12 protein-coding genes are annotated in these 11,989 nt (G+C 66.8%); 6 read left to right on the top strand and 6 right to left on the bottom strand.

Annotated elements, in window-relative coordinates:
- Positions 1 to 4: 4 nt before the first annotated feature.
- The 6 genes from AB4Y42_RS36100 to AB4Y42_RS36075 form a co-directional block, all read right to left on the bottom strand.
- Positions 5 to 655: a peroxidase-related enzyme gene (locus tag AB4Y42_RS36100; protein ID WP_342924042.1), complete on the bottom strand. Its 651-nt coding sequence runs from the start codon at positions 653 to 655 to the stop codon at positions 5 to 7.
- Between the two features lie 64 nt (positions 656 to 719).
- Complete coding sequence (locus AB4Y42_RS36095) at positions 720 to 1,931, bottom strand: acyl-CoA dehydrogenase family protein (RefSeq protein WP_342924043.1); 1,212 nt, start codon at positions 1,929 to 1,931, stop codon at positions 720 to 722.
- A gap of 297 nt (positions 1,932 to 2,228) precedes the next feature.
- Complete coding sequence (locus AB4Y42_RS36090) at positions 2,229 to 3,440, bottom strand: cytochrome c (RefSeq protein ID WP_368696869.1); 1,212 nt, start codon at positions 3,438 to 3,440, stop codon at positions 2,229 to 2,231.
- A 32-nt stretch (positions 3,441 to 3,472) separates the two neighbouring features.
- The gene (locus AB4Y42_RS36085) at positions 3,473 to 4,285 is read right to left on the bottom strand and encodes an ABC transporter ATP-binding protein (RefSeq protein ID WP_342924045.1); all 813 of its coding nucleotides are present in this window, start codon (positions 4,283 to 4,285) and stop codon (positions 3,473 to 3,475) included.
- Entirely contained in the window at positions 4,279 to 5,379 is a 1,101-nt protein-coding gene (locus AB4Y42_RS36080) for an ABC transporter permease (protein ID WP_368696868.1), read from the bottom strand. The genes AB4Y42_RS36085 and AB4Y42_RS36080 overlap by 7 nt, the downstream gene beginning before the upstream one ends.
- A 4-nt stretch (positions 5,380 to 5,383) precedes the next feature.
- A complete protein-coding gene (locus tag AB4Y42_RS36075; RefSeq protein ID WP_069266828.1) occupies positions 5,384 to 6,421 on the bottom strand; it encodes an ABC transporter substrate-binding protein in 1,038 nt (345 codons plus the stop codon).
- A 381-nt stretch (positions 6,422 to 6,802) separates the two neighbouring features.
- Between AB4Y42_RS36075 and AB4Y42_RS36070 the strand changes: the two genes are divergently transcribed.
- The 6 genes from AB4Y42_RS36070 to AB4Y42_RS36045 all read left to right on the top strand — a co-directional run bounded on the left by AB4Y42_RS36070 (position 6,803) and on the right by AB4Y42_RS36045 (position 11,950).
- On the top strand, positions 6,803 to 7,021 hold the full coding sequence (locus tag AB4Y42_RS36070; RefSeq protein ID WP_069266827.1) for a hypothetical protein: 219 nt from the start codon (positions 6,803 to 6,805) through the stop codon (positions 7,019 to 7,021).
- Between the two features lie 173 nt (positions 7,022 to 7,194).
- Complete coding sequence (locus tag AB4Y42_RS36065) at positions 7,195 to 7,662, top strand: rhodanese-like domain-containing protein (RefSeq protein ID WP_342924048.1); 468 nt, start codon at positions 7,195 to 7,197, stop codon at positions 7,660 to 7,662.
- Between the two features lie 45 nt (positions 7,663 to 7,707).
- On the top strand, positions 7,708 to 8,670 hold the full coding sequence (epsC, locus tag AB4Y42_RS36060; RefSeq protein WP_069266825.1) for a serine O-acetyltransferase EpsC: 963 nt from the start codon (positions 7,708 to 7,710) through the stop codon (positions 8,668 to 8,670).
- Positions 8,670 to 8,933 carry a helix-turn-helix transcriptional regulator gene (locus AB4Y42_RS36055; RefSeq protein WP_342924055.1) on the top strand — a complete coding sequence of 88 codons (264 nt, stop codon included), beginning with the start codon at positions 8,670 to 8,672 and terminating at the stop codon, positions 8,931 to 8,933. The genes epsC and AB4Y42_RS36055 overlap by 1 nt, the downstream gene beginning before the upstream one ends.
- Positions 8,934 to 9,048: 115 nt before the next feature.
- Complete coding sequence (locus AB4Y42_RS36050; RefSeq protein WP_133188073.1) at positions 9,049 to 9,981, top strand: family 2A encapsulin nanocompartment shell protein; 933 nt, start codon at positions 9,049 to 9,051, stop codon at positions 9,979 to 9,981.
- A complete protein-coding gene (locus AB4Y42_RS36045; protein WP_368696867.1) occupies positions 9,956 to 11,950 on the top strand; it encodes a family 2A encapsulin nanocompartment cargo protein cysteine desulfurase in 1,995 nt (664 codons plus the stop codon). The genes AB4Y42_RS36050 and AB4Y42_RS36045 overlap by 26 nt, the downstream gene beginning before the upstream one ends.
- The last annotated feature ends 39 nt before the right edge of the window (positions 11,951 to 11,989 follow it).

Raw genomic sequence — 11,989 nt, 5'->3', positions numbered from 1 at the left:
AATCTTATGAGGTCTCGCGGTCTCGTCCCGAGAAAAACTGATCGTCAGGCACGACATTGAGCGCGATCGTCAGACGATTCGCGTAATTGAAGAAAGCGGATATTTCGAGGATCTCGACGACGGCCTCACGCGTGAAGCCGAGGTCGTGGAGCCGCTGCAAAGCGCTGTCGTCGACGAGGCCGGGTTCGCGCGTGAGCTGCTCCGCAATCCCGGCGAGCGCCGCCTCCTTCGGATCCAGCCGCACGTGATGCCATCCTTGCGCGATGCGCTGTGCGCGCACGGTGTCGCCGAGCGCAGTCGCGAGCGACTGGGTGTGGTTGAACACACAATAGCTGCACGTGTTGGCTGCGGAAGTGACGACCGCGATCAGTTCTCGCTCGGCGGCCGTCAGGCGGCTGCGATGCGGGTCGAACAGATGTTCGTAGAACGCCACGAGCCGCCACGCCGTGTCGGGGTTGACGGCCAGCGCGGCCAGCCAGTTTGGCACGAAGCCGTATTGGCGCCGAAATCGCTCGAAGAGCCCGGCAGCATGCGGCGGCAGCGCCGATTCTTCGGGCAGGCCAAGCCGGGAGACGGGCTCGTTTGCGATGTCGTGACCGGCAACGAAATCCGCCCGACGCGATGAGATATCGATAGTAGATGCGGCAGTAGACATAAAAGGACTCCTTATGTTTTGCGTGCGAGCCGGTAATCTTCGAAGAATCGCTGAGATGCGTGCGCTATGCGGTCTGACCGAGGACGCCCAGCCATAGCTGGCCGATCAACTCGTGCGTTGCGTCGGCGTTGGGCGGATGGAACGCGCCGGCGCGCACGTCGCGGAAAAGCCGTTCGAGTTCTTGCCGGCGCGAGAGCGAACCCGCGCCGCTCACCTGCAACGCGAGATTGACCACACGCAGCGCGCCATCGACGGCGTGCTGCTTGGCCGCAAGGAGTTGCGCGAGCCACAGTTCGCCAGGTGCGTAGCCGTCCCACCAGCGCTGTGCGGTGCGCTCGAGCAGCGCCTCGATGCTCTCCAGTTCGATCGCGGCTTGCGCGACGTGGGCCTGCGTGAGCGGCTTGAACGCATACGTCTGGCCGCCCAGCGCGAGAGAACGCCGCGATCGTGCGGCATCGAGCGCAAGGTCGAAAGCGCGCTTCGCAATGCCGTAATACACCGCGCCAAGGCCCGGTAGTACCGCGCCGAGAATGCCGTCGACGAATGGATCGTCGGGCGGCCCCGCGGGCAGCACGCGGGTGACGTGCTCGGGCTGCGCAACGACGCCTTCGAGCCACGTGTCGTGACTGCTCGTCGCACGCAATCCGAGCGCATCCCACGTGGGCTCGGTGCGATGGCCCGCCGCGTCCCGGCGAATGAAGGCGTGCACGATGCGCGGATTGGCCGGATCGCTATCGTCGCGTCCATGCACGCCGAGCCAGTCCCATGCGGGCGCGAGCGACGTGAAGATCTTGTGGCCGTCGAAGCGCCAGGCGCCGCCGGGTAGCGGCGTCGCGCGTACTGTCGAGTCCGCGAGGCCTGCATCGTTGCCCGGCTCGCCATGGCCTGCGGCGAATACCTTGCCCGCGCCGATCTCGCGCAGAATCCAGTCGGCCGAATGATCGCCGCGCCGCCACAGATGCAAGGCGGCGCCTGCCCAGTAGAGATGCATGTTGAGAGCGAGCGCCGTGGCGGGCGCCCGGGAGGCGAGCCTGATCTGTTCGCGCAATAGCGCCGGCAGCGTGAAACCAAGGCCGCCGAACTGGCGCGGTACGCTTGCACGCAGGAAGCCTGATGCGTGGAGGTCAGCCAGATCCTCTGCGAAGAACGCGTTCTCGCGGTCGTACTGCGCCGCGCGGGCACCGATGCGCTCCAGCAGTGATTCGGTGAGCAGTGGCGACCCCGCTTGCGGGGTGAGCGAAGATTGCGGCGCTTGCTGTTCCAGTACGGTACCCAAGACGTTACCTCCTGCATGGGGCGCGAGCGCGGGTCACGTCACCGTGTGGCGGAAGTGGCCGCAGCCGCAGCGATCCAGATACGGTTGAGAGGTCGCGCTTCAGGACTGCGGGAGCGCGCGGGCGGTGTCATCCGCTCGTTGCCATTATGGTTTGGGATGCGAGCCGTGGCCAATATCAAATCGAGATTTGCATATCGAAGTTAGATAATATGGATGCCGAATCATACGCGTTACCTTTCCGATTTGTTCGATGCAGCGGAAGGTGCGCGACGAAAGGGATGTTTGTCCGCGCCGCGATCAATGCACGTAGCCACCCTTCACGTAACGCACCGGCTCCGCGTCAATGCGTAACAGTAGCGAAGTGAGCGGATCGGACCGCCCGCGGCTCACGCGCCCGCCGCGTTCAGCGCGTTCTGCGCCCGCGCCGGCGGCTGTGCAGAGCAGCGCCGCGTTGGCCCATGCGGGGTCGCCCGGTTTCGCCTCGGCGCGCAGCCAGCCGTCGCGATCGGCGATCAGCTGCGCGCCCGCGAAGGCTTGCGCATTCACGCCCGCTATGCCCGCGAACACATTCCACGCATCCGGGGAGACGGCCACACACGAGGCGTCGCCATTCGCTGCCCAACGCGCGGTTTCGGATGGCGCGGGCAACGCGCCGTCGCGGAACAGCAGCAGCGTTTGCCAGCGCGGATCTTCGAGAGGCGGCGTGGGCCCATCGACGGCCACGGCCCTCACGCGCTGTCCTGCGCGCCAACTGGCCAGCGGCACGGCCGGCGCGTCGCCGCAGCGCACGTCTAGTGCAGGCAGCGCCACAGGCACCGGCCAGCCTTCGCCGTCCTGCGCGCCGCCGCCCGCGGCCAGCACCTTCAGGTAATCGAGAATGGCCCACGTTTGCGCATCGGACAGGCGTCCTTCGAATCCGGGCATCGATTGCGCGCCGTCGCGTGCGTGCATGCCATGCAGCACGCGCCAGAACAATTCCCCGTCCAGACGATGACCGAGCAGCGGGCCCACGACGGTCGGCGGCCAGCGCACGAGCGTGGCCGCGCGCGGGCCGTCGCCGCGGCCCGTGTCGCCGTGGCAGGCCGCGCACTCGTGCGCATAGTGTGCAGCGCCACGCGCGATCGCCTCGACCGAGAAGGGTGTGGTCTGGAAGCTGGTGGGCACGGCGTCGGCGAGCCACAGCGAGGTGTCGGGCCACGGCGCGAACCAGGCGGCGAGTGCGGCCACGGCGAACAGCGCGATGCGCCGCCCGCGCCAGAGCAGGCCCGCCACCGCGAGCAGCAGTGCGCCGCCGGTGGCGGCGAGCGCGAGTGCGAGCCGGCGCGCGACGCCCGCGTCGATCAGCAGAACCTCGACGGCGAGCCGTTTCGGCCACGGCCACGCGGGCTGGCCGTGGCTGTCGCCTGCGACGCCGAGCGCGTGCGCAACACTGCCGAGTGCGACCTGCGCAGCCTGCAGCGCGCCGAGAAACGGGTTGAGCCAGGCGTTGCCGGAGAGCAGCTCGCTCATCGCTGCGCGTCGGGTGAAGCGTGCCGCACCGCTTACCAGCTCGCGTCGAGGCCGAGGTGGCGCAAGGCGTCGCGGCGCAGCGCGGCGAAGGCCGGGTCGCCGCGATGGCGCGGATAGGGCAGATTGACATGCAGCTCGGCCGCGACGCGCGCGGGCCGCGGGCTGAACACAATTACACGCTGGGCGAGAAAGAGCGCCTCTTCCACATCATGGGTGACGAGCAGCGCTGAGAAACGGTCGCGCTGCCAGAGCTCCACGAGTTCGCTCTGCATTGCCAGACGCGTGAGCGAGTCGAGCTTGCCGAGCGGCTCGTCGAGCACGAGCAGGCGTGGATCGTTGACGAGCGCGCGGGCCAGCGCCACACGCTGCGACATGCCGCCCGAAAGCTGGTGCGGAAAGGCATCCGCGAATTCGGTGAGGCCAACGCGTTCGAGCTCGACATCGACACGCTTGCGCTCCTGCTTGATCACGCCGCGCGCCTGCAGCCCGAGCGCGACGTTCGCGCGCACGCGCCGCCATGGGTAGAGCGTCGGGTCCTGGAACACCACGACGCGCGAGGGATCGGGCCGCTCGATCGGCGCGCCGTCTTGCAGAAGCCTGCCCTGCGTCGCCGGTTCGAGCCCCGCGACGAGACGCAGCAGCGTGGACTTTCCACACCCGCTTGGGCCCAGCAGCGCGACGAATTCGCCCGGCGCGACCGAGAGCGTCACGTCGTCGAGCACCGCGAGCGGGCCCTTGGGCGTGTCGAAGCGGTGGCTCACCTGCTCGACAGTGATCTGCGCGCCCCGGATGGCCGGCTCGGGCGCAATCGAGGGCGTGGCGTGGGACACGGCGGCATTTACCATTTGACGGTTCCTTTCTGCCAGACGAGCGTGCGATCGCGCACGAGGAAGAGCAGGGTGATGAGGCTCGAGAACAGGACAGCCATCACGAGCAGCGCGGCGTACATGTTCGAGTACGACGCCCACCCTTGCGCCCATGAGAGGTACCAGCCGAGGCCGGATTTCACGCCCATCATCTCGGCTGTCACGAGCACCGTGAACGAGGCGCTCAGGCCCATGAAGAGGCCGACGAAGACCTGCGGGAGCGCAGCCGGAATGGCGACGCGCAGCACAAGAAAGCGCTGGCTCGCACCGAGCGTGCGCGCAACGTCGTAATAGGCCTTGTTGACGCTGGCGACGCCTGACCACGTGAGCACGGTGACGGGGAACGCGGTGGCGAGCGCGATCAGGAAGATGGCGGCCGAGCGGCTCGACGGGAAGATATAGAACGCGAGCGGCAGCAGCGCTGTGGCGGGCACGGGCCCGAGCACGCGCATGACGGGGTGCACCCAGTAGCCCACGGCGCGCGACCAGCCGATCGATACGCCGATGAGGAATCCGGCCACGCCGCCGTAGACGAAGCCTACGGCGAGCAGGCCGATCGAATGGACCACGCAATCGGCGAGGCGCGCCCAGTCGTCGCGATAGACCTCGACGAGCGCCTGCGGCGGCGCGAAGAACGGCGTAGGCAGGATCGCGGTCTTCGCTGTGAGGATCTCCCAGAGCGTGAACGCAACGGGCAACGCGATCAGCCACGGTCCCGCTTTTCTCAAGCCGCGCAGCGCGGGCTCCAGCCGCTCGCTGCTGCGTTCGAGAGCGGGCAGCACGAGCGCGAGCAGCGCGAGCCATGCCGCGATCGCCCAGGCGGCCGCGCCCAGTTCGGCGGTATAGGCCCAGTCGGAAAAACCGGTGATGCGGTTCGGCCACAGGCGCGTGACGCCGCCAAATACGGCCCATGCCGCCGCGACCGCGAGGCCGGTGTACCACACGGTTGGCTGCGCCGAAGAACGGCGGCCCCGCAGGTCGACATTCGCGAAAGGTTGGCCTGCCCCGTCACTGGCCTCCAGTGCGTCGCTGGCGCCGGCGCGGGCCAGCGCAGCCTGTTCGAGCGTCGTCATCGCGTCACCCCAGTACGTTGGTGTAGACAGCCGCGGCGAAGCGCTGCGGGTCGGTGGTGGGTTTGAGCACGCCGGCGCGCTTGAAGTCTTCTGCGAAGTAAGCGATCTCCTGCTGGAGATCGACGTTGGTCGGATGGTGATCGTAGGTGAGCGACGAATAGAGCTTTACAAGGTCATCCTCGGCGAACTTCGGCGTGTACTTCGCGAACGATTTCGCCGCTTCCCGCGGATTCTCGCGCGAGAAGTCGGTGGCCTGGATCAGCGCACGCGCAAGCGCTGCAGCGGTCGGGCGATCGCTGCGCAGGAGCGAGCCCCGTGCGGCGATCACGCAGCAGACCTTGTGCGCGTATTCGTCGGAAAGATTGCTGGCGAGATGCGTGTATGCGCCCGGACGTTGCCGTTCCAGCAGATAGAGATTCGGGTCGCCGTCGGCGATGGCCTGGATCTCGCCCTTTTGCACGGCGACATCGAGCAGGTCCGCGGGATACTGGCGCCAGCTCACGTCGCGGTCCGGGTCGATGCCGTGCTTGAGCAGGAGGATGGCGAAGAAGTTCTTGCCCGGAGAGGCGAGGTCGCTCACCCCCACGGTCTTGCCTTTGAGCGCCGCGAGCGACGTGACGCCCGCCGCGCTCGAGCCGATCAGGCGCACGCATCCTCCATGCACGCTGCTGATGATCTTGACGTCGAATCCCGCCTCCAGCGGTTTGAGCCAGCGGTGGATCATGCCGACGGCAGCGTCGGCCTTGCCGGTGGAAAGCGTTTGCAGCAACTGGTCGTTCGAGCCGGCGTAGCTCACGAGATTGACCTTCAGTCCGTTCTTTTCGAAGAACCCCTGTTCCTGCGCGACGGCGACGGGCGTGAGGCAAAAGCCGTTCGGCGCCCACGCGAAGGTGAACGGCTTGAGCGCCGGCGCCGACCATGCCTTGCGGCCGAGCGTCAGAACCGGCGCGCTCAGCGCGGTCGCGCCGGCGGCGCGCAGCCATTTGCGGCGTTGCCCGTTCGGGGCGGGCGGGGTGAGGCTGGAACCGTGCAATGCGGCCATGAATCGGTCTCCGTATGGATCGAAGTGGAGGGGCACTTGAGTTGAGAGCGGTCTGCATACGTGCGCACGCGTCGCCGTTAATCGAATCGTATGTAAACCTAATTAAATACCGTAAGTATGGGAAAACGACATCGAATGTCAGCGTAATGCCGAATCTGGCTAGCCGCGAAATAATGAATTGCGCAAACCATATGCTGTCGTTTGTCATCGGACGTTTCAGCGTGAATATTCCCGCCCATGCAGGCAAAGTGCATCGTGATGACGAAGTGATGCCCGTGCTGATTTGCTAACGCCAAAGCCTTCTTTGCCGTCGCGCGCTTCTTGCACCAGGATGAAGTGCCGCGGGCGCTTGTGTCCGCGTTTGTCATTACGGGAGCCTTCATGCGATATAAGGGCTACGAAGTCGAAGCGTCCGCACACGCATTGCCGAGCGGACTCTACGCGGCGAACCTGACCATCGAAAACTGGTCGTCGCCGCCCGGTTCGTCGTTTACTTTCGACGCACTCGATTACTTCTTCGAGGCCGATCACGCCATTGCGTACGCCTCGCGCTGGGCGCGACTGTGGATCGACCAGCGCGGCAGGCCGGCGTCATGTTGACGAGGGCGCATGCGATCGAATTCGCACGATTGCATCTGACACCGGTGCCCATTTGCATATCAGTTTTTATTGGTTGGAACTGCGGCGGCACACTCGCATAGTGGAATCCTGATGGCTATAGGCGGCAGCGCTCCGAGGGTCGGGGCGCTGCCGTCCACATTAAGGAGGCACTGATGACAGTGGAACTGCATGAAAAGCCGCTGCACGCGGATCTGGAAGCGGCGCGCGGCGCCGCGCGGGCGGCCGGCCTGCCATACGCGGGCAGCGTGACGCCGCAGCAAGCCTGGGCGCTCCATCAGGCGGGCGAAGCGGTGCTCGTGGACGTGCGCACGGCCGAAGAGCGCAAGTTCGTTGGCCACGTGCCCGATACGTTGCATGTGGCGTGGGCCACCGGCACGAGCTTCACGCGCAATCCGCGCTTCGTGCGCGAACTCGAGGCCAGGACGGGCAAGAGCGCGGCGATCGTCCTGCTGTGCCGCAGCGGCAACCGGTCGGCACAGGCCGCCGAGGCGGCGGCCAAGGCGGGCTTCACCCATGTGTTCAACGTCACCGAAGGCTTTGAAGGCGACCTGGACGACGCCGGGCGGCGCGGGCGCCGTAATGGCTGGCGTTTTCACGATTTACCGTGGGTGCAGGATTAAAGCCTGTTTCTCACGCCCACCACGAATAACGAAGAGAGAACTGGCGTGACCGTATTTCATGTGTCGGAAATCGTCGACGCGCTGCAGGGCGTGCGTCAGCAATGGCGGGAATTGCAGCGCCGCGCCCTGGAGCCGGGCGGGCGCGACCTGCCCGCGCGCGAAGCGCTGGCCGAGGTCGTCGAAACGCTCAAGGGCGTGCTGTTCCCGATGCGGCTCGGGCCGCCCGACCTGCGCCAGGAAAGCGAGAACTTCTACGTCGGCCATGCGCTCGACGCCGCGCTGCACGCACTGCTGGCGCAGGCGAGGCTCGAACTGCGCTACAAGGCGCGCCACGCGGAGGCCGATCACGGCGAAATCGATGCACGCGCATTGGCCGCCGTGCGTGCGTTCTCGCAGCGCCTGCCAGTCATCCGTGGATTGCTCGACAGCGACGTGCTCGCGGCGTTCAACGGCGATCCGGCCGCGGGCAGCGTCGACGAGGTGCTGCTCTGCTATCCGGGCGTGCTGGCGATGATTCACCACCGGCTCGCGCACGAACTCTACCGGCTCGGTTTGCCCCTGCTCGCGCGCATCATCTCGGAGCTGGCGCATGCGGCCACCGGCATCGACATTCATCCGGGCGCGCAGATCGGCAGTGCGTTCTTCATCGATCACGGCACGGGCGTCGTGATCGGCGAAACCGCGATCATTGGCGAGCGCGTGCGCGTGTACCAGGCCGTGACGCTCGGCGCAAAACGCTTTCCCCGCGACGCGGCTGGCAATCTCGAGAAAGGGCTGCCGCGTCATCCCATTGTCGAGGACGAGGTCGTCATTTACGCGGGCGCGACGATACTCGGGCGTGTCACGCTCGGGCGCGGCGCGGTGATTGGCGGCAATGTCTGGCTGACCGAAAGCGTGCCGGCGGGGGCGCATATCACCCAGGCGATTTCCCGGCACGAAGTGCGCGCGCCGGCGCATGAACGCCCCGGCACCGCCGCCCCGGATGCAATCGCAACGGGCGCGGCATGATGAGCGCCATCGTCCATGACTTCGGCGCCACGGTGCGCCGCCTGCGCGAGGCGCAGGCCTGGTCGCAGGAGCGGCTCGCCGAGCATGCGGGTCTCAACCGCACCTACGTCGGCGAAATCGAGCGGGGCACGGCCATCGCCTCGATCGTCACCGTCGAAAAGCTTGCACTGGCTTTCGGCGTGGGTATCGCGGAGCTGCTTGCGGGTGAGACCGCGGGCGCACCGAGCGCCATCTCGCTTCCCGGCAGCACCTTGTCTCCCTGAGTCTTCCCCGCACGCTGCCGCCTATAGCCGGTTGATCCGGCTGCCTTGGCTCCTGATAATCGGCCGTCGTCATAAGCAAAGCAGTTTTCGTTATAAGTAACCGGAGCCCTCGTTCATGTCCTCGATTCAGAGCGGCCAGACCGCGCTTGGCGATAACGCCGCGCGGCAACTGGCGAATGCCACCAAAACCGTCCCGCAGCTTTCCACGATCACGCCGCGCTGGCTTACGCACCTGCTGCAATGGGTGCCGGTCGAAGCCGGTATTTATCGTCTGAACCGCGTTAAGGATCCCGAAGCAGTGCGTGCCGCCTGCACGGCGCGTGAGGACGAAGGCACGCTGCCCACGACATTCGTGCCTTACGAAGAGCAGCCGCGCGAATACTTCCTCAACGCGGTGAGCACGGTGCTCGACGTACACACGCGGATTTCCGACCTGTACAGCAGCCCGCACGACCAGATCAAGGAGCAACTGCGCCTCACGATCGAAACGATCAAGGAGTTGCAGGAAAGCCAGCTCATCAACAATCCCGACTACGGCCTTCTGGCGAACGTCGAGGAAGACCAGCGCATTTTTCCGCTGACCGGCGCGCCCACGCCCGACGACCTCGACGAACTGCTCACGAAGGTCTGGAAAGAGCCCGCGTTCTTCCTTACGCATCCGCTCGCGATTGCCGCATTCGGGCGCGAATGCACGCGGCGCGGCGTGCCGCCGCCTACGGTCAGCCTGTTCGGTTCGCAGTTCCTCACGTGGCGCGGCATTCCGCTGATTCCTTCGGACAAGGTGCCGGTTGCCGACGGCAAGACCAAGATCCTGTTGCTGCGCGTGGGCGACAAGCGCCAGGGCGTGGTGGGCCTGTATCAACCGGGCGTGGCGGGCGAGCAGGGGCCGGGGCTGTCGGTGCGCTTCATGGGCATCAACAACCAGGCGATCGCGTCGTATCTGATCTCGCTTTACTGCTCGCTGGCGGTTCATTCGCCGGATGCGCTGGCTGTGCTCGATGACGTGGAAATCGGCAAGTACCATGACTACCCTGACACCTACCGCTAAGCCAACGGAGATCGCGCATCCGCCGTTGCCGGGCGGACTGCCGGATCCCGCCACGCTCGCGCGGCTCGCCAACGAGTTCTTCAGCACGTTGCCGGGCGGCGCAGGCGCGCCCGGCGTCGCGGCAGGCAGCGGCGCGGTAGGCGGCGTGCCGTCCGCCTTGCCGGCGGCTGCGCCGATACTCGCCTCGGTCAGCAATCCGGCGCCGGCGGGCTCGCCGCTCGCGGGTCCGGGCGGCACCGGCACGGGCGTGCCGGGCTTCGCGCCGCCGCAAGGCAAGGCGCCGGGCTTGAATCTCGCGCCTTCCGCGCCCACGCACGTGCTTTCGCTCGGCAATCGAATACCCGCGCTCGCGCCGCATGCGGCGGCGGCGAACGGGCTGCCCGATAACGCGGTGACGGTCGCGCCGGCGCTGGAGCCGCGCGCGGGCGGCGCGCTGCTTGGCGTGCCGCAGGCTTACGCGGTAGCCGAGCCGTCCGAGCCAGTGCGAGCCACGACGAGCGAGCGTGCGCCGTTCTACTTCACGGAAACGGCGGGCAACGGCTGGCGCGATACGGCGCGCGATATCGAGATGCCGGTGCACGGGCTCGCTTCTCCCGAAGCGTTCGGGTTGCCGGGCGACGATGCGCTGCGTGGCCTGCTGGCGCTCAATCATCGGGACTACGATGCAAACGGCGGCCCCGCGCGATACTTTCTCGACGAACGGGTAGCAGCGCCAGGCGTGAGCCAGGGCGTGCCGTTGAGCGGCGCGCATCCGCCTTTCGATGTCAATGCGGTGCGCCGCGACTTCCCGATCCTCCAGGAGCGCGTGAACGGCAAGCCGTTGGTGTGGTTCGACAACGCCGCGACGACGCACAAGCCGCAGGCCGTGATCGATCGCCTCGCGTACTTCTACGCGCACGAGAACTCGAACATTCACCGCGCGGCGCACACGCTCGCGGCGAGAGCGACCGACGCGTACGAGCATGCGCGCAAGACGGTGCAGCGCTTCATCAATGCATCGTCGCCCGAAGAGATTGTGTTCGTGCGCGGCACGACCGAGGCGATCAACCTGATCGCGAAGACCTGGGGCGTGCAGAACGTGGGCGAGGGCGACGAGATCATCGTCTCGCATCTCGAGCACCACGCGAACATCGTGCCGTGGCAGCAGCTCGCCGCGCTCAAGGGCGCCAGGCTGCGCGTCATTCCGGTCGACGATTCAGGCCAGGTGCTGCTGGACGAGTACCGCAAACTGCTCAACGACCGCACGAAGATCGTCTCGGTCACGCAGGTGTCGAACGCGCTGGGCACGGTCGTGCCGGTGGACGAGATCGTGGAGCTTGCGCATCGTGCGGGCGCGAAGGCGCTGGTCGACGGCGCGCAGTCGATTTCGCACATGCGGGTGGACGTGCAGGCGCTCGATGCGGACTTCTTCGTGTTCTCGGGCCACAAGATCTACGGGCCGACCGGCATCGGCGTGGTGTACGGCAAGCGCGAGGTGCTGGAAAACATGCCGCCATGGCAGGGCGGCGGCAACATGATCCAGGACGTGACGTTCGAGCGGACGGTGTTCCAGCCGCCGCCGTCGCGCTTCGAGGCAGGCACCGGCAATATCGCCGATGCGGTGGGGCTGGGCGCCGCGCTGGACTATGTGAGCCGCGTCGGCATCGAAAACATCGCGCGTTACGAGCATGATCTGCTTGCCTACGCAACGAGCGTGCTCGCGCCGGTGCCGGGCGTGCGCCTCGTGGGCACGGCCCGCGACAAGGCCAGTGTGCTGTCGTTCGTGCTGAAGGGCTATAGCACGGAAGAGGTGGGGCAGGCCCTGAGCCGCGAAGGCATTGCGGTGCGTTCCGGGCATCACTGCGCCCAGCCCATCTTGCGGCGCTTCGGTCTGGAAGCTACCGTGCGGCCCTCGCTCGCGTTCTACAACACGTGCGAAGAAGTCGATGCGCTCGTGTCGGTCATTCGCGGTCTGGCGCCGCGGCAGTAGCACGACCCCGGAGCGGCGTTGCCTGACGCCGCTCCCCTT

The sequence above is a fragment of the Paraburkholderia sp. EG286B genome (assembly GCF_040965655.1).
Lineage (GTDB): Bacteria > Pseudomonadota > Gammaproteobacteria > Burkholderiales > Burkholderiaceae > Paraburkholderia.
The sequence above is the reverse complement of the archived record's forward strand: the minus strand, read 5'-3'. Positions and strand labels throughout refer to the sequence as shown.